Here is a 24,101-nt window from a genome sequence, read left to right as displayed (position 1 = left end):
TCTCCTGGAGTGAATAGTGAGTGGATCGGACGTTGGGTGGGGCAGGCGGGTGGGGTGAACCAACCTGGGACATAGCTTCGACCCGCCCCGTCGCGCGCACCATCGGTTGAATGACCGAGGCCCGCGCGAGAGCGGCGGCGATAGACTTGCGCCCTCTCTTCGTAACGGAACGACACGCGTGGACGATTCCGCCGTCCCCCTGCTGGATGTGATCCGCGCCCTGGCCTTCGTGGGCGACCTCGCCATGGGCCAGCCCACCGATCATTCGCCGCGTGCGGCGTGGATCGCGGGGCGGTTGGCCGGCGAACTCGGCGCTGACCGCGCCGGCGTCGCGCGCGCCAGCGCGGTTTCGCTGCTGCGCTGGTCCGGCTGCACCGCCAACGCGCCGGAGTTCTCGCACTTGTTCGGCGACGATGTCGGCGGGCGCAAGGCGCTGCTCGCCAATCAATCCTCCGGCAGCGGCTTTCGCGCCGGCACCCGCGGCAAAGGCTCGGCGTTCGTGTCGCTGTCGCGGATTCATTGCGAAGTGTCGGGAGACATCGCGGCGCAACTGGGCCTGGACGAAGAAGCCCAGTTCGCCTGCCGCCATCTGTTCGAAAGCCACGACGGCAGCGGCGCGCCGGAAGGCTTGCGCGGCGATGAAGTACCGGCCGCGGTCTACACGGCCTCGCTGGCCGGCGACCTGGATATTTTCAGCCGGCTCTATGGGTTGGAGCAGGCGTGTCGGCTGATCGAATCGCGCGCGGACGGTTTGTATCCCAAGGCGATGGCGACGGTAGCGATCGCGCGCGCCAACGAGTGGCTGGCCGCGCTCGACGACGAATCGGCGCTGTCCGGCGCCGATTCGATCGACGCCGCATTCGCTGGCCGCAGCACGTCGTTGGAAATCCTCGCGCACGTGATCGACCTGAAGCTGCCGTGGATGACCGGCCACTCGCGCAGGACCGCCGAACTGGCGCGCAATGCGGCCGTGCGCCTGGGCGTCGACGGCGCCGGCCAGCAGCGGCTGTACCGCGCCGCGCTGATTCACGGCATGGGCCGCGCCGCCGTGCCCAACATGATCTGGGACACGCCCGGCCGGTTGGCGCAGTGGGCCTGGGAGCGCGTGCGGCTGGCGCCGTACTGGACCGGTCGCGCCGCCAAACGCATCGGTTCGCTCGCCGAGGAAGCGGCGATCGCTTCCTACGCCTACGAACGCGCCGACGGTTCCGGCTATTTTCGCGAAAGCCGGCGCAGCGATATTCCACTGGAAGCGCGCATTCTCGCCGCAGCCACCGCACTGGCCGCGCTGCGTTCGGCGCGACCCTGGCGAGAGGCGTATTCCGACGCCGCCGCCGGCGATCTGCTGCTGAGCGATGCGGCCGCGGGCCGATACGATGTCGACGTCGTGCATGCGCTGCTCGAAAAGCGGCGGCCGGCAGCATCGACCTCGCTCGCGCCCACGACCGGACTGCTGACCGAACGCGAGCGCGAAATCCTTCGCTGGGTCAGCCTGGGCGCCAGCAACAAGGTGACAGCGCAGAAGCTTTCCATCAGTCCCAGCACGGTGCGCACGCATATCGAAAGCGTGTTTTGCAAACTCGGATGTTCCACGCGCGCAGCGGCTACCTTGAAAGCGGCTCAGCTGGGTTTGCTGTAGCGCCTGCGGCGAGCGCGGCGATGGCGCCGCACATTAACGTTTCGTCAAAGGTGATGCGGCATCACACTTCCCGATGCTGAATCGGGCGGCGGCGTTATTGCGGCGGCGCGGGTCTCTTTATGATGCGTGGCGTGTCCGTATTTCCGGTCAAGGCCCTTCGTTATGACCAAGTCCCGCAATGTCCTCGCCTCGGAACTGTTCACCCTGCGCTCCACGCTGCCGCTTTGGCGCAGGCAATTGGGCGGCGAGTCGGAGTTCAGCGAATTCCTGCACGGAAGGATCGATCGCCTGCTGTCCGAAGCCGGTGCCGACGATCGCCACTACGTATTGACTCACGTCAATCAGATGCTGGCCACGCACGGCCTGGATCGCCAGTATTCCTGAGCGACCGCTGATTCGCCCTGGATGCATGCCGCTTGCGGCGTGCGATGACTGAGCGAGTCAGGCCACTGGCTTTGCAGCATCCGCGGCAGCACGCACAGCGAGCCGCTCCGGCATGGAGCGGCTCGCCGGTCCGATCGATGGCCGGATCAGTTGATGCCGTTGATGAAGGTCGCGCCGGTGGCGGCCGGATCGAGCCAGTTGCTCAAGCGGCTAGCCGCGGTGCCGCCGCCGGTCCACGAAGTGAACACGCGGCCGTACTGGTCGCTGCGGTTGCTGCCGGTGGCGCTGCAGCTGGACGGGCCGCCGTGCAACTGGCCGATCACGCGTTTTTCAGGGCTGTACAACGGCGAGCCCGACGAACCCGGTTCGGTCACGCCGCCGGTGGGTTGCCACTGCACGTTCAAGTGTGTGGTGCCGGCGCCGCCGCCCCAGGCCACGAACGAAGTCGGGCTGACGGACAGACTGATGCGCTTCTCGGCGACGTTCGGATGATGGATGCCGATGGCGCCCGGGAAGTTCTGGTTGCGGCGGTCCCAGCCGGCCCAGAACAGGTTGAAGGCGGGATTGGCCGCGGTGTTGAGTTCCAACAAGGTGAAGTCGGAATTGGCCGAGGTCGCGCGCAGTCTTGAGCCGGACTGGTTCTGGGCCAGCGAGCCGTTGCCGTTGGCGCCGCTGGCCGGAGTATTGGGCGCGCGGCAGGTCGAGTTCTGGTAATTCCAGTACACCACGATGCTGGTCGCGGCCGCGGCGGTGGTCATGCCGCAGTGGTGCGCGGTGAGGAAATACATCTTCTTGTTGTTGGCGGTGTTGTTGACCAGCGAACCGGTGCAGGCCAGCGAACCGTTCTTTGAATACACCCCCACCGAGCGGATGATGTCGCGGCGGCCGTTGCCGTCGGGACAGACCACGTCGACATTGCACGAACCCGACACGCCTTTCTCGCCGCTGGCCTCGGCCATGCGACGCGCGAGCGGGCCGAAGCCGACATAGTCGTGATTGATCTTGGTCAGTTGCAGCTTCAACTGGCCGGCGCTGGCGCGCGGCACCACCACTTCGATCACCGCTTCCTGGCCCGGGACGATCGCTGTCCACAGCTGACCCATCTCATTGTTGTCGCGGTCGGTGTACTCGCGGATCAGTTCGCGGTCGCCGCCCTTGGTCTGGGTCGCCGGATAGATCAGCATGCGGCCGCCGGCCGGCATGTAGTACTGAGTGAAGCCGAAATTCAGCGACATCGCCTTGTCCGAACGCACGCGCTGGCGCCAGATCACATGCTCGGCGTCGAGATCTTCCCATACGCCGGAATTCAGCGGCGTCATGTCCACCGTCATCGGAAAGGCGAAGCGGGGGATATCGCCGCGCTTGTCGCGCAGCCGGTCTTGCGCCTTCAATTTTTCGACGTTGACCGCGGGCATCGTGCGCAGCGCGATCTTGTCTACGGGCGAAACGTTCGGATGATCGAACGCCGCCGGAAGCGTCGCCGGTCCGGCGATCGCGGCGCCGATCGAAAGCGATAACAAAGCCAGGGAACCGTACAGTCGTTTCATGGGTCTTTCCTTCCTAGAGGGCAGAGGCCTTCTCCATGACGCAGGCGCACGCATCCGGCAGTCCAAGCCGTGTGGCGGCGTGGCCAGCGAGAGGAGTCGGGCAATTGAAAGACGGTTGCGGAAGCACTCAACTGCGCGAGGCAGCGATCGACGGCGACCTCGGACGTGGCCCGGCTTGGCGGCCACAGCGCACCGTATGCCTGCCTCGCACTGCACAACAACGCGAAAAATCGTCGCGCGCACGCGGCTTCCGGACTCGCATCACGCAAGTGGAATTAAATTTGTTCAGGTATCTGCATGTTGTTGTGCATGCAGCCGCATGCGTGAATTTTTCGGTGAGAAGTGGTGAGGCTGGACGTCGATCTTCGGCTGCTTTCAGAACGTCGTTCGCAATGACGACTCATTAGAAAGCCGAAGCATCGCGCCTGCATGGAAGCGGCGGCGCGGCGAATCCATTCGACCGCATGGATCGATCTGTGATCGCTCGCCGCAGTCGAAGAGAATCGACGCGCCGGAGAATTTCCTCGCCAGCGAAGATCCGGACATCTTCACGCCGCCCGGATACGGCCCACTGCGCGCCATGTACGAAAACGTGATGCAGCCCATCGTGGCTGTTGCAGCGCACATTGCGCCCCCTGAAACCATACGCTAGCGTCCGGGGGCGATGGCAGGGGGAGCGATGCCGCGACATTCCAGGCGTCCTCGCCGTCAGTCGGACTTCGCGTTTTCTCATCGGACACCAACGGGTGTCCGCAGCGAACATCATCTCGAAGGGGAATTAAGGATGAAGACTCTGTTCCGCAACAAAGCGGGGCGGTTGCTTTCGGCTGTGGCGCTGCTCGCGCTCACCGCCCCCGCCATGGCCAACACCCTCAACCAGAACGTGTCGTGGACCATCGACCGCGCCGGCACCAGCACCACGTATCGATCCGTCGCCTACGGCGATTCGATCTTCGCCGGCTATAACGGTTCGATCAGCAATGCGGGCAAGTACTCGGCGACGACGGTGGATGCCGAATACCTGTCGGCGCGCTGGAACGCCGACATCGAAAACGTGCGTCGCGCCAAATCCGGCGCGGTGGCGCGCGATGTCTATGAAAACAAGATCGTGGCCGAGCGTTCCTACATGCAGGCCGCGTCCACCCGCGTGGTGAGCTTCGAGATGTGCGGCAACGACGGCCTGCAGGCGCGCTCGGCGTTCAAGTCGCAGACCGGAACCTGCGACTACAGCGGCATGGATGCGGCGATCAACTCGTGCAAGACCTACGTGGCGCTGGCGATGGACTACATCAACGCCAACGCGAACGCCAATACGCGCCTTAAGGTGGTGTCGAATCTGTACTACCCCGGCTACAACGCCGACAACGTGCAGAGCTCGTGCACCGACGCCGGCACCGGCCAGACGGTGAACATGCGCGACCGCTTCCTGCCGGCGATCGCCAAGATGAACTACTGGATGTGCGAATACGCCCGCCAGAAGGGCTTCAAGTGCGTGGACAGCTTCGCTCAGTACATGGGCGCGGACTACGACAGCAACGGCGACGGCCAGATCGATTCCGACGCGCTGCGCTACGTGCTCGGCGAAAGCGAGGCCAGCTATATCAACCGCACAGCGGTGACCCTGCGTTCGACCTTGCGCGACGCCAACACCAAGTTCGTTTCGTCCTCCAGTTCGTTCGACTACATCCAGTCCGACGACACCCATCCGACCTACACCGGCGGCACGGTGTCGGCCGGCCTGTTTGGTGGAACCACCGGCAGCGGCGCGCCGCGTTATTCCAGCTTCACCAACGGCCGCAGCCCGATCTGGAACCAGTACGGGCACGAGCGCATGGGTTGGGCCTTGTCGGTGTATCAGCCGGCCGGTCCCTGATCCAGGCGTCCGACGGACTATCGCGCCGTGGCCGAGCGCCGCCATCCGCATGCCCCGCCGTCCCGAGCGGACGGCGAGGGCATGCGTGTGATTCCGAAAGCGTCCGTTGCCCGCGGCAGAACGCTGCCGTGGGTGGTGGCCGCGGTCGTGATCGCGGTGGCGCTGGCGGCGTGGTTGTGGTTGCGCGAACCGGTGCAGGGCGCGAATGCCGTCGCCGCGCAGGCAGATATGGACCGCGACGTGGCGACCGCTGCGGTCGACGACCGATCTGCGTCCACGCGTCCCGCGCACCAAGCCGCGTCGATGCGGCAAGCGCAGGACATGCCGAGCAACGATCCCAACGATTTGGCTTCCTACTTCCAACCCGGCGATCCGGAACCCACCGGCGCGCAGGTCATCGAGGCCTTGCAGCAGGCCGGCGTGCGCACCGGCCTGGGTGCGTTCAATCCGCCCGGTACGAGTCCGCCGCTGATCGGGCTGGCGGTGCCGGAAGGCTACGAGCTGCCGCAAGGCTATGTCCGCCATCATCAGGTGACCGACGAAGGCGTGCCGATCGAACCGATCCTGATGTTCTCCCCCGATTTCGTTCTGCACGACGCGCAGGGCCGGCCGATCGCCATGCCGGCCGACCGCGTCGTGCCGCCGGCGCTCGCGCCACCGGGAATGCCGCAGCGGCAGATCCGGATTCCACCGCGCTGACACCGCTACACGGAGTGTTTCGATTTGATCCAGGAGCGGTTGTCCCCGTCCCGCTGGCGTAGTCTCGCCGGCATTCTCGCCACCGGCGTGTTGCTCGGCCTTTACGCTCGCGGCGACCTCGCCTGGGGCCTGGGCTTCGTCGCGCTGGTGCCGTGGCTGCTCACGCTCGACAGCGACCGGCCGACGTTGCGCGTGCTGGCGAACGCGGCGTTGATGAGCATCGCCTTCGTGGCCGCGGTGTTCTACTGGTTCGGCGCGGCGATCGGCGCGTACACCGGCGTGGGTGCGTCGACCGCGACGCTGGTGCTGCTGGTATTCGCGCCGCTAGTGCAGCCGCAATTCATCGCCTTCGCGCTGGTGCGCCACTGGACCGGACGCCGCTACGGACCTTGGCTGCGCGCTGTGGCCGCGGCCAGCGCGTGGGTTGCCTGCGAATGGCTGGTGGCCAAACCCTTGGGCGATACGATGGGACACGGCCTGTTTCCGTCGGCCGTGCTGCGCCAGGTCGCCGACCTCGGCGGCGCCGCGGGCATCACCGTGTTGTTGCTGCTGGTCAACGAGGCGATCGCTTTCGCCGTCGAACGCCGCGGCCGCGGCGTGCGCGCGTGGCTGCGGCCGCTCGCGGCGGCGGTGGGCATCGTGGCGTGCATGGCAGGTTACGGCGCGATGCGTCGCGCGGATTTGCAGGCAGCGCCGGCGGATAACGCGCCGACGCTGCGCGTCGCCATGGTCCAGGCCAACATCACCGACTACGAGCGCCTGCGCAAACAGATCGGCGCTTACGGCGTGGTGCGGCGTGTGCTCGACACGCATTACGCGCTTTCATGGTCGGCGATCCGCGACCATCAGGCCGATGTGCTGCTGTGGTCGGAAACCGTATATCCCACCACCTTCGGCCATCCGCGCAGCGAAGACGGCGCCGCGCTCGACCGCGAGATTCAGGGCTTCGTCGATACGGCCGGCGTGCCTTTGGTGTTCGGCACCTACGATCGCGACGGGCAGGGCGAGTACAACGCGGCCGCGTTCCTCGAACCGGGCAAGGGGCTGCTCGGTTTTTATCGCAAGACCCATCCGTTCCCGCTGACCGAGCACGTGCCGCGATGGCTGGACGGGCCGCGCTTGCGCGGCTGGCTGCCGTGGACCGGCACCTGGAGCCCGGGCGACGGTGCGCGCGTGCTGCCGCTGCGCAGCGCGGACGGGCGCGAGGTCAACGTGGTGCCGCTGATCTGCCTGGACGATGTGCACAGCGACTTGGCGATCGACGGCGCACGGCTCGGGGCGCAGGCCATCGTCGGCATCTCCAACGATTCCTGGTTCACCGCGTATCCGGTCGGTGCCCGCCTGCATCTGGCGGTCGCGGCTTTTCGCAGCATCGAAACGCGGCTGCCGCAGGTGCGCGTCACCACCAACGGATTCAGCGCGATCATCGACGACACCGGCGAGGTGCTGGCGAACACCTCCATCGGCGATCAGGCCGTGCTGACCGCCTTCATCAGCGCCCGCGATCCATCGCCGACCTTGATGGTGCGCTGGGGCGATTGGGTAGGGCGCGCGGGCGCGGTGTTCCTGCTCGCGCTGGCGGCGCTGGCCGCGTGGCAGGCCTCGCGCCGCCGAGCCGTCGCCGCGGCGAAGGTGGAATCGGCCATCGAAGTCGTGGCGCTCACGCCGTTCTGGCGGGCGCTGACCGGCGCGCTGCGGCTGTGCGCGGGCGCGGGGCTGGTGTGGCTGGCCTTCGACATGCTGGCGCGCATCGGTCTGCAGATTCAGTCCTTGTCGCAGTTGCGGATATTCGCCGGAGCGGTGTTGGCGCCGGCCGTAGCCGCATGGGCCATCGAACGCGCGTTCGCTGCGCAAGCGCGCATCGAGGGCCTGTTGCTGGTGCTCGATCAACGCCGGCAACGGATCGAACTCCCCGTGGCGTCGATAGCGTCGCTGCGACCCTGGCGCATTCCGCTGCCGGGCAGCGGCGTCGATGTGCGCCTCGCCGCCGGCCCTTGGTGGACGCGGGGTCTGGCGCTGACGCGTCCACATGCATTGCAGCGGATGCTGGCCGCGACCGGCGCGCCGGTTCGCCTGGAAGGCCGCTTCGCGGCCGATCTGGCCGATCTGGCCGATCTGGCCCAGGCCCGCGCGGACGCACGTCGGCGGATCGATCACCCGCTGCTGAAATTCGCGCTGTTCCCGCTGCTGCTGGCGCTGGTCGCCTTCCGCCTGCATCAGGTGATCGCCTTCGGCGGCGCGTTCGGCGAGTACTACACCTTTGGCCTGGCGGCGTATCTCAGCGGATTGCTGATCTGGTGGGCGTCGTGGTCGATCGGCCTGATGCTGTTCGCCGCCGTGCTGCGGATCGCGATCGAAACCGCCGTGGTGCTGGCCATGGCCTTGCGATCCGCGCATGCGGCCGCCGTGCGCGACGCGCTGGAATGGCTGGGCCGTGCGCTGTTCTACCTCGGCGTGCCGGCCTGGCTGGCGTGGCGTCTACTGGCCATGGGCTGAAAGCCGGGTCCTGCCGGCCCCGCACTAAAAGCAGGCGGTGAAACCACCGCCTGCCGCTGACTCAATACAACACCCGCGTCCGCAGCGTGCCCGGAACCGCCGCCAGCGCTTCTTTCAGCACCGAGGTCTGCTCCTCGGAGGCAGTCACATCGATCACCACGTAACCGACCTTGGCATCGGTACGCAGATACTGGCCGTCGATGTTGACCTTGTGCGCACTGAACAAGTCGTTGATCTGCGACAGCACGCCCGGCACGTTGCGATGGATGTGCAGGAAGCGGTGGCTGCCGTCGTGGCCGGGCAGGGTGACCTCGGGGAAGTTCACCGCCGACAGCGTCGAGCCGTTGTCGCTGTAGCGCACCAGCTTGGCCGCCACTTCCAGGCCGATGTTGTCCTGGGCTTCCAGAGTGCTGCCGCCGACGTGCGGGGTCAGGATGACGTTGTCCATGCCGACCAGCGGCGAAACGAAGCTGTCGTCGTTGCCCTTGGGCTCCACCGGGAACACGTCGATCGCCGCGCCGCCGATGTGGCCGGATTTTAACGCCGCGGCCAGTGCGTCGATGTCGACCACCGTGCCGCGCGATGCGTTGAGAAGATGCGCGCCCGGCTTCATCAGCGCGATCTGCGTCGCGCCGATCATGCCTTGGGTGGACGCGGTCTCCGGCACGTGCAGCGTAACCACGTCGGAGCGGCGCAGCAGGTCGTCGAGGCTGCTCGCATGCCGCGCATTGCCCAGCGACAGCTTGGTTTCGATGTCGTGGAAGATGACATTCATGCCGATGCCTTCGGCCAGCACGCCTACCTGTGTGCCGATATGGCCGTAGCCGACGATGCCCAGCGTCTTGCCGCGCACCTCATGGCTGCCGGCGGCCGATTTCGACCAGCCGCCGCGGTGGCATTCGGCGTTCTTCTGCGGGATGCCGCGCATCAACAGGATCGCCTCGGCGATGACCAGCTCGGCGACGCTGCGGGTATTGGAATAGGGCGCGTTGAAGACCGGGATGCCGGCCAGTTCGGCCGCTTCCAGGTCGACCTGATTGGTGCCGATGCAGAAGCAGCCCACCGCGACCAGACGGCGCGCGTTGGCGAGCACATCGGCGGTCAGGTGCGAGCGCGAACGGATGCCGACGATGTGCGCCTCGGCGATGCGGCGCTTGAGTTCGTCTTCCGGCAGGGATTTCTCGTGGTACTCGATCTGCGTGTAACCGGCGGCGCGGAAGGTATCGACGGCGGTCTTGCTGACCCCTTCCAGCAACAGGACGCGGATGTCCTGCAGGGGGTACGAGGTTTTCTTGTTCGCCATTGCGCAAAGAGTGGGGAAGGGGGGCGGACGGTCACAATGCCAGAAGCGGCGAGTTTTTGCTGCGATGCGGCAACGGCCCGGATCGGGGCCCCCGGCGGCCCCGGCCGGAGCCTGGATTGGCCGCGGCATCGCTGGCATGCTCGCCGTCTCCCCACCTCCCCCCGACCCCGATGACCGACCCGCGCCTGGAAGGTTTGCGCCGCGACGCGCCAGACCTGCGCCTGAAGACCGATGCCGCCGACCTGGAACACTACGGCCGCGACTGGACCCGGCGCTGGACGCCGGCGCCGCTGGCGATCGCCTTGCCGGCGTCGATCGAGGAAGTGCAGGCCATCGTGCGCTGGGCCAACGTCAACCGGGTGGCCCTGGTGCCCTCCGGCGGCCGCACCGGCCTGTCCGGCGGCGCGGTGGCGGCCCAGGGGGAACTGGTGATCAGCCTGGAGCGGATGAACCGCGTGCTGGCGTTCGACCCGGCCGACCGCACCCTGACCGTGCAGCCCGGCATCGCGTTAGAGGCCGTGCACAACGCCGCGCGCGAGCACGGCCTGACCTATCCGGTGGATTTCGCCGCACGGGGTTCGTGTTCGATCGGCGGCAACATCGCCACCAACGCCGGCGGCATCCGCGTGATCCGCTACGGCAACACGCGCGAGTGGATCACCGGTCTCAAGCTGGTCACCGGGTCCGGCGAACTGCTCGACCTCAACCGCGGCCTGGTGAAGAACTCCAGCGGCTACGACCTGCGCCACCTGGCCATCGGTTCGGAAGGAACCCTGGGCGTCGTCGTCGAGGCCACGCTGCGGCTCACCGATCCACCGCCGCCGACCAACGTCATGCTGCTGGCGCTGCCGTCGTTCGACGTGCTGATGAAAGTCTTCACCGCCTTCCGCGAACGCCTGCAACTGGAGGCGTTCGAGTTCTTCACCGATCACGCGCTGCGGCACGTGCTGGCGCACGGCGCGCAGGCGCCGTTCGAGCAGACCCATCCGTATTACGTGGTCACCGAATTCGCGATCGGCGACGAGGCCCGCGAAGCCGCGGCGATGGCTGCGTTCGAAGACTGCATGGAGCACGGCTGGGTCAGCGACGGCGTGATCAGCCAGAGCGATGCGCAGGCCGCGCAACTGTGGCGTTTGCGCGAAGGCATCTCGGAAAGTCTGGCGCCGCGCAAGCCGTACAAGAACGATGTCTCGGTGCGGATCTCGGCGATGCCGGCGTTCCTGGAAGAAACCCAGGCCTTGCTGGGCGGCGCTTACCCGCATTTCGAGGTGGTGTGGTTCGGCCACATCGGCGACGGCAACCTGCACATCAACGTGCTCAAGCCCGAAGACGTATCCGATGCCGACTTCCTCGCCCAGTGCGAGCAGGTGACCAAGCTGCTCGCCGCATCGCTGCAGCGCCACGGCGGCAGCATTTCGGCCGAGCACGGCATCGGCCTGGTCAAGAAAGGCTATCTGGGCAGCACGCGCAGCGCGGCGGAGATCGCGGTGATGCGCGGGATCAAGCAGGTGCTGGACCCTAACGGGCTGATGAATCCAGGCAAGTTGTTCGACTGATCGCCGGGGGTCCCGGCGCTTTGGTCATGCCTTCGGTATCGTCGCGAATCTGGCCGTCTTGACCATGCGCTGCGCGCGGCGGCCGGTGCGGCCTTGCTTCAGGATCCGGCGTTTCCTCGCCAAAGCATCGCCTTCGTGTTCGTAGGTCAGGTTATCGGCCTTCTTCGGGTCGAAGTAGCCGATGTAGCCGCCGTGCGCGACGCCGAAGGAGGGCAGGTGATGAGCCGTCTTACCGCGTATCGCCGCGCCCATGAAGTTGTTGCGCGAGCCCGGTTCCGATGACGGCGTGAAGTACAACGGCAGCACGAAGTCCGACACCTGAATTGCGTCGATCGCGTAGGACTGCGCCTGCACGGCGTCGCACATCTCGAACCAATGGAATACGTCGCGGTCGCGGCCTTCCGGGTGCGGGCCCTGCACGACCAGATTGATCTGCGGATCGGCGATCATTTCCAGCGCTTCGTGCGAGAGGCTGACGGTCCAGTCTTCCTGCAGGCCCTGGCTCAGATCCAGGTACACCACGCCGGCCGGGACGCCGCGGAAATCCGTGTCGTGCGCGCCGCCCAGCTCCTTGTTGAACTTGTCCAGCACGTAGAGCACGCCGTCGCCGCGCATGTTCAGCGGATCGAACTTGAAACGCTGCTTGCCCTTGCGAGCCGTGTGTCCCTCCAGGCGCAGTGTCGCGCCGAAGCTCCAGTAGGGCTCGAAATCGCGTTCGATCTGGACATTGATCGCCCGGATCACCTTCTGCATATGGATGTCGGTGACGGCGCCGTGGCTCAGGTTGAATACCGAAATGATCATGGCCTGTCCCGTGATGGCTCGAACACCTCAGGCCAACGGCAGGCGCGGGGCGGACAGGCCAAAACCGGGCGCATTTTGCGACGCACAATTTCGCCACGCCTTCGGCAAAACCAATCGATGTCACGGAAATGATAGGAAGGCTGACGCACGATGATGCGCACAGGCCCTATTGCCGCTTCGCGTTAAAGATCAGCGCTGACCTGCGCTAGTATCGAGCAGTACTTCGCGACAGCTCCGAGCGGACGCTCGATCGAACGCGTCGCGCGTTTATGATTTTATTCTTCTGCCTGTTATGCCAGCTATCGCTAGCCTAGAAGGAGCCGCGCGCGTGGACAGCTTACTCAAACTCGGTATCACACGTAGGGAACTGCTCAAGGCCGGTGCAGCATCGGCCACCGCCATCGCCGCGCCCTCGGTGGCGTTCGCCAGGCCGCAGGACGATCCGCCGCAGCCGCCGGTGATGGCGACGGTGGCCTTCGAGGTCAACGGTAAGCCCGAGACGCTCGAACTGGACACGCGAACCAGCCTGCTGGACGCGCTGCGCGAGCACTTGCACCTGGCCGGCACCAAGAAGGGCTGCGACCACGGCCAGTGCGGCGCGTGCACGGTGATGGTCGATGGCCGGCGCATCAATGCCTGCCTGACCCTGGCGGTGATGCACGAGGGCGATCGCATCACCACCATCGAGGGCCTGGGCACGCCGCAAAAGCTGCATCCGATGCAAGCCGCCTTCATCAAACACGACGGTTATCAGTGCGGCTATTGCACGCCCGGCCAGATCTGCTCGGCGGTGGCGATGCTGGGCGAGATCAAGAGCGGGGTGCCGAGTCTGGTCAGCGAGACATTGACCGCGCGGCCCAAGGTCAGCGCCGAGGAGATCCGCGAGCGCATGAGCGGCAACATCTGCCGCTGCGGCGCGTATTCCAACATCGTCGATGCGATTGTCGAAGTCGCCGGGAGGTCCGCATGAAGGCCTTCACCTACGAGCGCGCGTCCTCGCCGGCGCAGGCCGCCGCCGCGGCCGCCAGCAAGCCCGGCGCCCGCTTCATTGCCGGCGGGACGAATCTGCTGGATTTGATGAAGCTGGAAGTGGAGACGCCCGCGCACCTGATCGACGTCAATCCGCTCAAGCTGGACACGATCGAGCCCACGCCCGAGGGCGGGTTGAAGATCGGCGCGCTGGTGCGCAATACCGATCTGGCCTCCGACGCGCGTATCCGCCGCGACTATGCGCTGGTGTCGCGCGCGCTCGTCGCCGGCGCCTCCGGGCAGTTGCGCAACAAGGCCACCACCGCGGGCAACCTGCTGCAGCGCACGCGCTGCCCGTATTTCTACGACACCCATCAGCGTTGCAACAAGCGCAATCCCGGCAGCGGTTGCGCCGCGCTGGGCGGCGTCAGCCGGCAGTTGGCCGTGATCGGCGGCAGCGAGGCCTGCATCGCGACTCATCCCAGCGACATGGCCGTGGCCATGCGCGCCCTGGATGCCACCGTGCAGACGGTGCAGGCCGACGGCGTCGAACGCAGCATCGAGCTTGCGCAGTTCTATCGCGCTCCGGCCAATACGCCGCACCTCGATACGGTGTTGGGCAAGGGCGAGTTGATCACCTCGGTCACGCTGCCCAAGCCGGTCGAGGGCGCTCACATCTATCGCAAGGTCCGCGACCGGGCCTCCTACGCGTTCGCATTGGTGTCGATCGCCGCGGTGATCCAGCGCGACGGCACCGGCCGCGTCGCGGTCGGCGGCGTCGCGCATGCGCCGTGGCGCAGCGAAGCCGCCGAGTCGCAGCTTCCCAACGGCGCCAAGGCGGTGACCGAGCGGCTGTTCGCCGGCGCCAAGCCCACCGAGCACAACGGCTTCAAGCTGCTGCTGGCCGAGCGCACGCTCGGCGCGGTGCTGGCGCAGGCGAAGGAGTGATGCCATGAAGTTCGATACCCCCGCGACAAAAAACCCCATCGACCAGCTCAAGGTGGTCGGCAAGCCGCTGGACCGCATCGATGGCCCGCTGAAGACCACCGGCACCGCGCCTTACGCCTACGAGCAGCACGAAGCGGTGCCCAACGCGGCCTACGGCCATGTGATCGGCGCCGGCATCGCCAAGGGCAGCATCATGTCGATGGACCTGGACGCCGCGCGCAAGGCGCCGGGCGTGCTCGCCATCGTGACCGCCGCCAACGCCGGGAAACTGACCAAGGGCGACTTCAACACCGCCAAGCTGCTCGGCGGCCCGGCGATTCAGCACTACCACCAGGCGGTCGCGCTGGTGGTGGCGGAAACCTTCGAACAGGCGCGTGCCGCCGCCGGCCTGGTGCGCATCCGCTACGACCGCACCGGCGGCGCGTTCGACCTGACCGAGGCCAAGAAGTCGGCGGTGATCTCCGAGCGCGAGCAACCCGACATCGCCGTGGGCGATTTCGCCGGCGCATTCGCCGCCGCGCCGGTGCAACTGGACGCCACTTACACCACGCCCGACCAGTCGCACGCGATGATGGAGCCGCATGCCTCAATCGCCGCCTGGGACGGCGACAAACTCACGCTGTGGACCTCCAACCAGATGATCGCCTGGGGCCGCGGCGATGTCGCCAAGACCCTGGGCATAGCGAAGGAAAACGTTCGCCTGGTCTCGCCCTTCATCGGCGGCGGCTTCGGCGGCAAGCTGTTCGTGCGTTCCGACGCCGTGCTCGCGGCGCTGGGCGCACGCGCGGCGGGGCGCCCGGTCAAGGTCGCGCTGCCGCGGCCGTTGATCGCCAACAACACCACGCATCGTCCGGCCACGATCCAGCGCATCCGCATCGGCGCGGCGAAGGACGGCACGATCACCGCCATCGGTCATGAAAGCTGGTCCGGCGATCTGCCAGGCGGCGGGCTTGAGAACGCGGTCCAGCAAACGCGGCTGCTGTATGCCGGCGCCAATCGCATGATGCAGGCGCGGCTGGCCACGCTGGACCTGCCCGAAGCCAACGCGATGCGCGCGCCCGGCGAAGCGCCGGGATTGATGGCGCTGGAAATCGCCATGGACGAAATGGCCGAGAAACTGGGCATGGACCCGGTGGAGTTCCGCATCCGCAACGACACCCAGGTGGATCCGGAGAAGCCCGAGCGCCCGTTCTCGCAGCGCCAGTTGGTGCAATGCCTGCGCACCGGCGCCGAACGCTTCGGCTGGAACAAGCGCAATGCGAAGCACGGCAGCGTGCGCGACGGCCGATGGCTGCTGGGCATGGGCATGGCGGCGGGGTTCCGCAACAACCTGGTGATGAAATCCGGCGCCCGCGTGCGCCTGGGCGGCGACGGCAAGGTCACGGTGGAAACCGACATGACCGACATCGGCACGGGCACCTACACCATCATCGGCCAGACCGCGGCGGAGATGATGGGCGTGCCGCTGGACAAGGTGGTCGTGCGGCTGGGCGATTCGGATTTCCCCGTCGCCGCCGGCTCGGGAGGGCAGTGGGGCGCCAACAGTTCCACCGCGGGCGTGTATGCCGCCTGCATGAAGTTGCGTCAGGTAGTCGCCGCCAAGCTGGGCTTCGACCCGGAAAAGGCCGCCTTCGCCAACGGCAAGGTCAGCGCGGACGGCCGCAGCGTCGCGCTGGCCAAGGCCGCCGAGTCCGGCGAGGTGGTGGTGGAAGACAGCATCGAGTTCGGCGATCTGGCGAAGAAGTTCCAGCAATCGACCTTCGCCGCGCACTTCGTCGAAGTCGGCGTGGACATCGCCACCGGCGAATCGCGCATCCGCCGCATGCTGGCGGTGTGCGCGGCCGGGCGCATCCTCAATCCCAAGCAGGCCCGCAGCCAGGTGATCGGCGCGATGACGATGGGCATCGGCGGCGCGCTGTCGGAAGAACTGGCGGTGGACAAGCGCCTGGGCTTCTTCGTCAACCACGATCTGGCCGGTTATGAAGTCGCCGTGCACGCCGACGTGCCGCACCAGGAAGTGATCTTCCTCGACGAGGCCGACGACAAGTCGTCGCCGATGAAAGCCAAGGGCGTGGGCGAGCTAGGCCTGTGCGGCGTAAGCGCGGCCATCGCCAACGCCATCCACAATGCCACCGGCATCCGGGTGCGCGAGTATCCGATCACCTTGGACAAGCTGCTGCCGCATCTGCCTGCGATGGGGTGATCGTTTTCGCGCGGGTCGCCGGCGGGTCAACAATGACTGCTGTCCGGTTCCCGTCACAGCCAAGAGAACAGGTAATCAATGACGCTCAAATGCATCAACCCTGTCGATCTTCCGCCGCAGCAAAGCTACACCCAGGTCGTCGTCGCGACCGGAAGCAAGCTGGTATTCGTCTCGGGTCAGGAGCCGGAAGACATCGACGGCAATCTCGTGGGCCCGGGTGATCTCGCGGTTCAGGCGCGCCAGGTCTACGCCAATCTCGGCCGCGCACTGGCCGCCGCCGGCGCCGGGCCAGAACACGTCGCAAGAATCACGATCTACGTCGTCAACTACGAACGCGACACATGCCTGCCGATTATCGAAGCAGCCCGCAAGACGCTGTTCGGCGATCACAAGCCGGCCGACGTGGTGCTCGGCGTGGCCTCGCTGTCCCCGGGTTATCTGATCGAGGTCGATGCGATCGCGGTCATCGATTGACCGCGTCGCCGAGAATTTTTTTCGTTCAACAAAACCGAAGTCAGCTCAGAAGTCGTCGTTGCGCCGATAAGCCTCGATCAAACGCTGCTCGCCCTCGACCCCGGGCGAGGCGTTGCCATGTTCCATGCCGAACACGAAGTCGCGGCCTTCCTTGTGCATGCGCTCATGGATGTAGGCGAAGATGTTGCGATAGTTGATCTCGCCGGTGCCCGGTTCCTTGCGCCCCGGTACATCGCCGATCTGGAAGTAGGCGATTTCGTCCCAGGCCAGGTCGATGTGGTGGATCAGATTCCCTTCGTTTCGCTGCATGTGATAGATGTCGTAAAGAACCTTGCAGGCCGGGCTGTTGACGGCGCGGGCGATGGCATAGGCCTGCGCGGAGGTGCGCAGAAACAGCTCGGGCCGGTCGCTCAGCGGTTCCATCACCATGGTCAGGCCGTGCGGCTCCATCACCTCGGCGCCGGCGCGGATCGCGTCGATCACGTGGCCGGTCTGGATGTCCACGGGCAACTTGGCCTCGAAGAAGCCGGGCACGATGGTCATCCATTTCGCGTTGACGCGCTTGGCCGTCGCCACCGCATCGCGGCAGGTCTTGACGAAGGCCTCGCGGAATTCCTTCTTGCCGGTGGTGTAGGACACCTTCCAGTTGTCGCCGGCGTCGATGACGAACACGCCCATGGTCATGCCGTTGCCGGCGAGGGTCTCGCCGATGCGTTCCTGCAGGGCCACCGGGCGTTGCATCAGTTCGTTGTCTTCATACGCCTTGAAGCCGGCCTGGGCCATGTAGCGAATCTGCGCGATCGGGTCCTTGCCCGCCGAGGCTTCGAACATGCCCAGGTGCGGGGCGTATTTGAGCTTGAAGCCCGGGGCGGGCCCATGCGCCGCCGGTTTCGCGCCGACGGCCGCCATCGAAGGCAGCACGGTGGCGGCCGCGGCGGCGGCGGTCGATTGGAGGAAGGCGCGTCGTTGCATGGGTGGGTCCTGTCGGTGATCGTATCGGGCGGTGCGGGCAGTGCGATATCCGGCGCGGCGGCTCAGGTCCACCACGGCTCGTCGGGCGCCTCGCGCAGTAGCGCCAGCTTCAGCGTGTCGATGGCGGTCTGGAAACCTTGCTCGGTGGACATCAGCGCGTCCTCATGTTCCAGGCTCACCACATAGTCGTAACCGGCGACGCGCAAGGCCTGCATGATCTGCTTCCACACCAGCAGGTCGTGCCCATGCCCGACCGAGCGGAAGCTCCACGCGCGTTGCGCGATGTCGCGATACGACCTGCCGTCGATCACGCCGTTGACGGCGGTGTTGGCGCGGTCCAGGGCGACGTCCTTGGCATGGAAGTGGAAGATCGCCGGGCCCAGTGCGCGGATCGCCTGCGGCATGTCGACGCCGCGCCACAGCATGTGGCTGGGATCGAGGTTGACGCCGAGATGATCGCCGGCCGCCGCGCGCAGGCGCAGCGCCGTGTCGGCGTTGTGCACGATGAAGTTCGGATGCGGTTCCAGGGCGATGCGGATGCCGTGCTCGCGCGCATCGGCGGTGGCCCCGCGCCAGTACGGAATCGCTTTCTCGTTCCACTGCCATTCCAGCGTCTGCAGCATCTCCGGCGGCCACGGCGAGGTGATCCAGTTGGGGATGCGCGCGGTGTCGCTGTCGCCGGGGCAGCCGGAGAAGGTGATCACCACCGGCACTTCAAGGCGTTCGGCCAGGCGCACGGTGCGGCGCAGGATGGCGTCGTCGCGCCGGGCGATATCGGCATTGGGATGCAGCGGATTACCATGGCAGGACAGGGCGCTGACGATCAGGCCGTGATCGGCGATGAGCGCGCGGAAATCGCGCGCTCGATCGGTCGAGGCGAGCAGGCCTTCGACATCGAGGTGATCAGCGCCGGGAAAGCCGCCGGCGCCGAGTTCGACCGCGTCCAATCCGGCGGCCTGCACCTTGCGCAGCATCTGTTCAAGACTCAGCTTGGCGAACAATGGGGTGAACACGCCGAGTTTCATGCGATGGTCCTCAAGGGTCGGGGGACGCGGCGACCGACGTCCACACGCCGCCGCCGGCGGCGCTGTCGAGCATGGCGTCGATCGTGCACTGCACGCGCAGCGCGTCGTGGAAGGTCGCCACCGTGGGCGGCAGGGCGGCGCCGGTGTCGGGCCAGCCGGCGATCGATGCGTAGATGTCGTGCATCAGATTGCAGAACGCGTCGCTCCAGGATTCCTGGTGGCCGCCGGGCAGGCGCGCATAAGGCCGGGCTTCCGGCAACAGCAGGCTCGGGTCTTTCTGCAGCAGTTCGTTGGCGCGGCCGCGGTGGCCGATCCACAATTCGTTCTGCGCTTCCTGGCGCCATTTCATCGAACCGGCCGCCGCGCAGACTTCCAGTACCAGATCGTTCTTGTGGCCGGCGCAGACCTGGCCGACCGTCAGACTGCCGCGTGCGCCGTTGTCGAAACGCAGCAAGACCGTCGCCATGTCTTCGCTGGCCATGTCGACCCATTGCGCGTCGTCGCCGGCACCGCTTGCCGCGAAGCTGCCGGCCGATTGCGCGGGCTTGCGCCGGCGCGGCACCACCGTGACCGGATCGGCCAGCACCTGCGCGATGCGCAGACCGGTGACGTGCTGGGCCAGATCGCACCAGTGCGAACCGATGTCGGCCAGGGCCAGCGATGCGCCGAGTTGATCCGGTTCCAGGCGCCAGGACCAGTCGCTGTCGTGCAGCAACCAGTCCTGCAGATATTGGCCGTGCACGAGATGCGGTTTGCCGATCTGACCCGCGGCGATGGCGGCGCGCGCCTGCTGCACCAGCGGATTGCCGCGATAGTTGAAGGTCACCGCGTGGAAGACGCCGGCGGCGCGTGTCGCCGCCAGCAACTCGCGCGCTTGTTCGACGGTATCGGCGAGCGGTTTGTCGCAGACCACGTGCTTGCCGTTCGCGATCGCCGCCAGGGCGATGGGGTAGTGCAGGCGGTTGGGCGTGGCGATGTGGACCACATCGATGCGCGGGTCTTCGATCAGGCTGCGCCAGTCGCCATACGCCTGCGGAATGGCGAGTTCGCGTGCGCGCGCCTGGGCGCGCGGCAGGTCGCTGCCGGCGAGCGCGGCGACTTCGACATGGCCCAGGCGCCGGATCGCGTCGACATGCCAGGGGCCGATAAAGCCCGCGCCGATCAGGCCTGCGCGCAACGCTTTCATGGCGAGGACGCTCCCTGACTGGCCGTGGGTTGTTGCGGTGCACGGTCGCGGAAGAACAACGCGAACAAGACGAAGACCGCGGCCGCGCCGACGGCGGGGATCAGCCAGATTCGCGACCAGTCGTGCAGGCCGGCATCGCCGGCGATGCGATAGGCGTCGACCGCCTTGCCCGACAGCCATGAGCCGATCAACATGCCCACGCCCCAGGTCACCAGGGTCAGGAAGCCCTGCGCGGAGGCGCGCAGGTGCGCCGGCGCTTCGCGGTCGACATAGATCTGGCCGCTGACGAAGAAGAAGTCGTAGCACACGCCGTGCAGAAGGATGCCCAGGTACAGCATCCACATCAGCTGGCCGCTGTCGCCGCTGGCGAACAGCAGATAACGCGCCGCCCACGCGGCCATGCCGATCAGCAGCATCGCCTTGATGCCCAGGCGGCGGAAGAACAGGGGCATCGCCAACATGAAGGCGATCTCGGACATCTGCCCGAAGGTCATCTTGCCGGCGGCGTTGGACACGCCGATTTCGTTGAGGAAGCCGTTGGTGAAGGCGTAATAGAACTGCAGCGGGATGCACACCAGCAGCGAGCCGATCATGAACACCGCGAACGATCTGTTGCGCATCAGCTGCAGCGCGTCAAGCCCAAGGAAATCGCGCAAGCCCGGTCGCGCCGCGTCCTGCGCCCGCGGCAGCGGCGGGGTGTGCGGCAACGCCAGCGAGAACAGGCCCAGCACCACCAGGGCGATCACCGAGACCAGGAACTGGACCGCGCTGTTTTCCGCGTGCAGCACATACCCGACCAGCCAGCCGGCGGCGATCCAGCCGATCGTGCCGAGCACGCGCACGCCGGGGAATTGCTGCTGCGGATTGTCCATGTGGCGGAACGCGACCGCGTTGCTGAGCGCGATGGTCGGCATGAAGCACAGCATGTGCAGCAGCAAGGCCGCATAGAACGGCACGAAGCTGGTTTGCAGCGAGGTGTAGTACAGCGTGGCCGCGCTGAGCAGGAACAACACCGCCAGAGCGCGCTGGCTGGCGAACCAGCGATCCACCACCAGCCCCACGAACAGCGGCGAGACGATCGCCGCGATCGCCGAGGTGCCGTAGGCCAGACCGGTCTGTTCGCCGCTGAATTTCATCGCCTGCAGCAGATACGTGCCCATCGTGACCGTCCACGCGCCCCAGGCGAAGTACTGCAGGAACATCATGACCGACAGGCGGATGCGGATGGATGCGGTCATGGCGTTCCCGTGGCGCTGGAGTGGATGGGGGGCGTCGAGCCTTGCGATCAGTTTTTGGTGGACCGGTATCGAGGGCGGCGATCGGTGAACCGATGCCCTCCAAACATCAAAGCTCGCGAATGCGGATGTTGCGATAGCTGACGGCGTCGCCGTGATCCTGCAGGCCGATGACGCCGCTGCGGGCGACACCGAAGGACGGCCAGTCCTTGAACTTGCTCGCCGCCACGCGGGCCTTCCAGTCCGGCGAGCCCAGTGTGCATTCGACCACTTTCTCGCCGTTGAGCCAATGTTCGACGTGGTCGCCGCGCACGACGATCCGGGCCTGGTTCCATTCGCCGACCGGGCGGGTCGTGATCTTGGCCGGCGGATACAGGCCGTACAGGGCCGAGGCCCAGCGGTCGCGCCCGTTCTTGCCGTCGGGATGATGGTCGTTGTCGAGCACCTGGTACTCGATCGCGCTGCGGTAGATCTGCGGCTCCGACTCGGTGCCGCGATAGAAGATGCCGCTGTTGCCGCCGGGCGATATCTTCCAGTCGATGCGCAATTCGAAATCGCCGTACTGCTTGTCGCTGACCAGATCGCCGCCGGCCTCAGTGCGCACCAGTGCGCCGTCGACGGCCTTCCATCCCTGCACCGGCTGCCCGGACTTGCCGTAGCCGTGCCACCCCTGCAGCGAGCGGCCGTCGAACAGCGACACGAAACCTTCGCGGCGTTCGGCGGCGCTCGGGCTGTTGCTCGCCGCGGGCCGGGCGGCGCTCGCACTGGTGGCGCAGGCCAGCAGGATGCACAGCGCCATGGGCGGCAGGAATTGTTGCAGATGGACGGAACGGATCATGGCGGGCTCGATGATGTCGGCGGGAGAGGGCGAGCGGTGGCCGCGACGGCGGCGCGGCCATGGAGCGGGGCGGCGCCGTCGTACAGCGAACGATTCTGGCGCGGCCAGCCGGTCGAAGCACGTACCTCGGTCGCATTCGCGAGCGGATCGTCGCGCTCCATGCGCATGGCCGCGCCCGGCACCGATTCGATCAGCCGCGCGCCTTCGATCGGACCGAGCAGGGCGGCGGCGGTATCCAGGCCGTCGGCGTCGATGCCGCGGCGCGCGATCACCGTGGTCGCGCTGCGGCCCTGCATCGGCCAGCCGCTGCGCGGATCGATCAGATGCGAATAGCGCCGGCCATCGACCTCGAACCATTGTTCGGCATCGCCGGCGGTGGAGACGGCGGCGTGGCGCAGGTACAGCGTCGTTTGCGCGGGCGCCTCGCGCGTTTGCGCGGATTCTCGCGGCGAGGCTGGCGCGAACGCCAGCGGCGCGATGCTCACGCGCCAGCCCGGCGCGTCCGGCGGCGCGTCGGACACCGCGATGTCTCCGCCCAGCGCGACCAACGCGCGCGTCACGCCTTGCCTGGTGACCGCCGCCAAGGCTTCATCGGCCGCGTAGCCCTTGGCGATGCCGCCGACGTCTAGGCCGATGCCGGGCCGATCGATGCGGACGGTGCGCGCCTGCGCATCCAGATGCAGATAGCGATAGCCGCCGTTCGCGCGCGCGCGTTCGATGCGTTCGCTGCGCGGCAATTCGCTGAGCTTGCGTGCGCTGCGCCACAAGCGGGTGAGCGCGCCCTGGGTGACATCGAAGGCGCCGCCGGAGCGTTCGGCCACGTCCTGGCTGGCCTGCAGCACGCGGAACAGATCCTCGCCGACCGCGATGTCGCCGCGGCCGGCCTGCGCGGCCAGGCGCATCAGGCCGCTGTCTTCGCGATAGTCGCTGAGTTCGCCGTCGAGTTGCGCGATGCGGGCGAAACCGGCGCGCATCGCCCGCTCGGCGCTCGCCGCATCGGCGGCGTACACCACGATGCGGGTCTGCGTACCCATGTGCGCTTCGCTGCGCTGGTAGCGCGTGAGCGGGGCCTGCGCACGCGTCGCGAACGCCGTCGCCGACAGCGCGGCGAAGATCGCGAACGCGGCCAGCAGGCGCTTCACTTGCCCAACACCCATTCCAGGCCGCCGATCAGCAGGCCCTGGAAGCGCGGATCGCGCCAGACCTCCGGGCGATGACCGAGCGCGGTATAGAACACGCGGCCCTTGCCCTGGGTGCGCGTCCAGGCCAGGGCGAAATCGCCGTCCTGGCGATGCACCTTGGGATGCTTCAGATCGACCGAACCGGTGTCCAGGCTCAGCAGCACATGCACGTCGGCGCGCGACCAGTCCTTGAACTGATAGATCTCATCGGCGATGACGAAACTCGCGCCCAGCCCGCGCGTGGCGGGATGCTTGCGGTCTTCGACCTTGACCGTGACTTCCTGATTCCACGGGTGTTCGTCGAAATAGCCGCCGAGCATGCGGCCGTACTGCGGCCACTGATAGAAAGTATCGCTGGCGCTGTGCACGCCGACGAAGCCCTTGCCGCCTTCGACGAAGGCCAGCAGATCGCGCTTCTGCCGCGCGTCGATCGGCAGTTCGCCGGTGGTGTAGAACACGACGGCGTCGTAGCGCGCCAACTGCGCGGCGTCGATAATCGCCGGGTCGTGGCTGACGGTCACGCGGAAGCGGCCGGAGTCTTCGCCGAGCTTGACCAGGATTTGCTCGGACTCGGGAACGACTTCGTGCTTGTAGCCCGATGAGTAGGTGAAGTAGAGCACCGAGGGCAGAGCCTTGGCCGCGCGCTCGCCTGGCGCCGCGGCGGCGGGAAAGCAGCAGACGGCGAGAAACAACATCGCGAACAGCCAGCCTGCCGCGGCCGGCCTGCGCGAAGGGCCCATCGATAACCAAGTCATCGTCATGGGCCGCG

General features: G+C 66.9%; 20 protein-coding genes. 10 read left to right on the top strand and 10 right to left on the bottom strand.

Going from position 1 to position 24,101, the window contains the following annotated elements; translation table 11 throughout:
- The first annotated feature begins 178 nt into the window (after positions 1-178).
- Together AB4Y92_RS09635 and AB4Y92_RS09630 are read left to right on the top strand one after the other, a co-directional pair.
- A complete protein-coding gene (locus AB4Y92_RS09635) occupies positions 179-1,639 on the top strand; it encodes an HD domain-containing phosphohydrolase (protein WP_441819434.1) in 1,461 nt (486 codons plus the stop codon).
- A gap of 162 nt (positions 1,640-1,801) precedes the next feature.
- Entirely contained in the window at positions 1,802-2,023 is a 222-nt protein-coding gene (locus AB4Y92_RS09630; protein WP_441819433.1) for a hypothetical protein, read from the top strand.
- Positions 2,024-2,169: 146 nt separating this feature from the next.
- On the opposite strand, the gene AB4Y92_RS09625 is transcribed toward AB4Y92_RS09630, so the two are convergent.
- Positions 2,170-3,570: a trypsin-like serine peptidase gene (locus tag AB4Y92_RS09625; protein WP_441819432.1), complete on the bottom strand. Its 1,401-nt coding sequence runs from the start codon at positions 3,568-3,570 to the stop codon at positions 2,170-2,172.
- A 784-nt stretch (positions 3,571-4,354) separates the two neighbouring features.
- Between AB4Y92_RS09625 and AB4Y92_RS09620 the strand changes: the two genes are divergently transcribed.
- The 3 genes from AB4Y92_RS09620 to lnt all read left to right on the top strand — a co-directional run bounded on the left by AB4Y92_RS09620 (position 4,355) and on the right by lnt (position 8,638).
- Positions 4,355-5,443 carry a hypothetical protein gene (locus AB4Y92_RS09620; RefSeq protein ID WP_441819431.1) on the top strand — a complete coding sequence of 363 codons (1,089 nt, stop codon included), beginning with the start codon at positions 4,355-4,357 and terminating at the stop codon, positions 5,441-5,443.
- An 81-nt stretch (positions 5,444-5,524) separates the two neighbouring features.
- A complete protein-coding gene (locus AB4Y92_RS09615; protein ID WP_441819430.1) occupies positions 5,525-6,142 on the top strand; it encodes a hypothetical protein in 618 nt (205 codons plus the stop codon).
- A gap of 39 nt (positions 6,143-6,181) precedes the next feature.
- A complete protein-coding gene (gene lnt / locus AB4Y92_RS09610; RefSeq protein WP_441819429.1) occupies positions 6,182-8,638 on the top strand; it encodes an apolipoprotein N-acyltransferase in 2,457 nt (818 codons plus the stop codon).
- A gap of 61 nt (positions 8,639-8,699) precedes the next feature.
- Here lnt and serA read toward each other — a convergent pair whose 3' ends face one another.
- A complete protein-coding gene (serA, locus tag AB4Y92_RS09605; RefSeq protein ID WP_441819428.1) occupies positions 8,700-9,941 on the bottom strand; it encodes a phosphoglycerate dehydrogenase in 1,242 nt (413 codons plus the stop codon).
- Between the two features lie 170 nt (positions 9,942-10,111).
- Here serA and AB4Y92_RS09600 point away from each other — a divergent pair, with 170 nt between their 5' ends.
- Complete coding sequence (locus AB4Y92_RS09600) at positions 10,112-11,497, top strand: FAD-binding oxidoreductase (protein WP_441819427.1); 1,386 nt, start codon at positions 10,112-10,114, stop codon at positions 11,495-11,497.
- A 24-nt stretch (positions 11,498-11,521) separates the two neighbouring features.
- On the opposite strand, the gene AB4Y92_RS09595 is transcribed toward AB4Y92_RS09600, so the two are convergent.
- On the bottom strand, positions 11,522-12,301 hold the full coding sequence (locus AB4Y92_RS09595; RefSeq protein ID WP_441819426.1) for a hypothetical protein: 780 nt from the start codon (positions 12,299-12,301) through the stop codon (positions 11,522-11,524).
- Between the two features lie 328 nt (positions 12,302-12,629).
- Here AB4Y92_RS09595 and paoA point away from each other — a divergent pair, with 328 nt between their 5' ends.
- The 4 genes from paoA (at position 12,630) to AB4Y92_RS09575 (ending at position 16,895) form a co-directional block, all read left to right on the top strand.
- Positions 12,630-13,271: an aldehyde dehydrogenase iron-sulfur subunit PaoA gene (paoA, locus tag AB4Y92_RS09590; protein ID WP_441819425.1), complete on the top strand. Its 642-nt coding sequence runs from the start codon at positions 12,630-12,632 to the stop codon at positions 13,269-13,271.
- Complete coding sequence (locus AB4Y92_RS09585) at positions 13,268-14,218, top strand: FAD binding domain-containing protein (RefSeq protein WP_441819424.1); 951 nt, start codon at positions 13,268-13,270, stop codon at positions 14,216-14,218. The genes paoA and AB4Y92_RS09585 overlap by 4 nt, the downstream gene beginning before the upstream one ends.
- 4 nt (positions 14,219-14,222) lie before the next feature.
- Positions 14,223-16,421 carry an aldehyde oxidoreductase molybdenum-binding subunit PaoC gene (gene paoC / locus AB4Y92_RS09580; RefSeq protein ID WP_441819423.1) on the top strand — a complete coding sequence of 733 codons (2,199 nt, stop codon included), beginning with the start codon at positions 14,223-14,225 and terminating at the stop codon, positions 16,419-16,421.
- Between the two features lie 78 nt (positions 16,422-16,499).
- The gene (locus tag AB4Y92_RS09575; protein ID WP_441819422.1) at positions 16,500-16,895 is read left to right on the top strand and encodes a RidA family protein; all 396 of its coding nucleotides are present in this window, start codon (positions 16,500-16,502) and stop codon (positions 16,893-16,895) included.
- Positions 16,896-16,940: 45 nt separating this feature from the next.
- On the opposite strand, the gene AB4Y92_RS09570 is transcribed toward AB4Y92_RS09575, so the two are convergent.
- The 7 genes from AB4Y92_RS09570 to AB4Y92_RS09540 form a co-directional block, all read right to left on the bottom strand.
- Positions 16,941-17,867, bottom strand: coding sequence for a hydroxypyruvate isomerase family protein (locus AB4Y92_RS09570; protein WP_441819421.1), 927 nt, complete (start codon positions 17,865-17,867; stop codon positions 16,941-16,943).
- Positions 17,868-17,929: 62 nt separating this feature from the next.
- Positions 17,930-18,892 carry a sugar phosphate isomerase/epimerase family protein gene (locus tag AB4Y92_RS09565; protein ID WP_441819420.1) on the bottom strand — a complete coding sequence of 321 codons (963 nt, stop codon included), beginning with the start codon at positions 18,890-18,892 and terminating at the stop codon, positions 17,930-17,932.
- 10 nt (positions 18,893-18,902) lie between these two features.
- Positions 18,903-20,078 carry a Gfo/Idh/MocA family protein gene (locus AB4Y92_RS09560; protein ID WP_441819419.1) on the bottom strand — a complete coding sequence of 392 codons (1,176 nt, stop codon included), beginning with the start codon at positions 20,076-20,078 and terminating at the stop codon, positions 18,903-18,905.
- The gene (locus AB4Y92_RS09555; RefSeq protein WP_441819418.1) at positions 20,075-21,316 is read right to left on the bottom strand and encodes a nucleoside permease; all 1,242 of its coding nucleotides are present in this window, start codon (positions 21,314-21,316) and stop codon (positions 20,075-20,077) included. Before AB4Y92_RS09555 ends, AB4Y92_RS09560 begins: the two co-directional genes overlap by 4 nt.
- A gap of 106 nt (positions 21,317-21,422) precedes the next feature.
- Positions 21,423-22,151, bottom strand: a complete 729-nt coding sequence (locus AB4Y92_RS09550; protein WP_441819417.1) for a 3-keto-disaccharide hydrolase — start codon at positions 22,149-22,151, stop codon at positions 21,423-21,425.
- Positions 22,148-23,308 (bottom strand): FAD:protein FMN transferase, encoded by a 1,161-nt coding sequence (locus AB4Y92_RS09545; RefSeq protein ID WP_441819416.1) that lies wholly within the window; start codon positions 23,306-23,308, stop codon positions 22,148-22,150. The genes AB4Y92_RS09550 and AB4Y92_RS09545 overlap by 4 nt, the downstream gene beginning before the upstream one ends.
- Positions 23,290-24,093 carry a ThuA domain-containing protein gene (locus tag AB4Y92_RS09540; protein WP_441819415.1) on the bottom strand — a complete coding sequence of 268 codons (804 nt, stop codon included), beginning with the start codon at positions 24,091-24,093 and terminating at the stop codon, positions 23,290-23,292. Before AB4Y92_RS09540 ends, AB4Y92_RS09545 begins: the two co-directional genes overlap by 19 nt.
- Positions 24,094-24,101 lie beyond the last annotated feature (8 nt).

This window comes from Lysobacter sp. TAB13 (genome assembly GCF_052113885.1).
GTDB classification, from domain to species: domain Bacteria; phylum Pseudomonadota; class Gammaproteobacteria; order Xanthomonadales; family Xanthomonadaceae; genus Lysobacter; species Lysobacter gummosus.
This window is presented reverse-complemented; position numbering and strand designations above follow the sequence as displayed.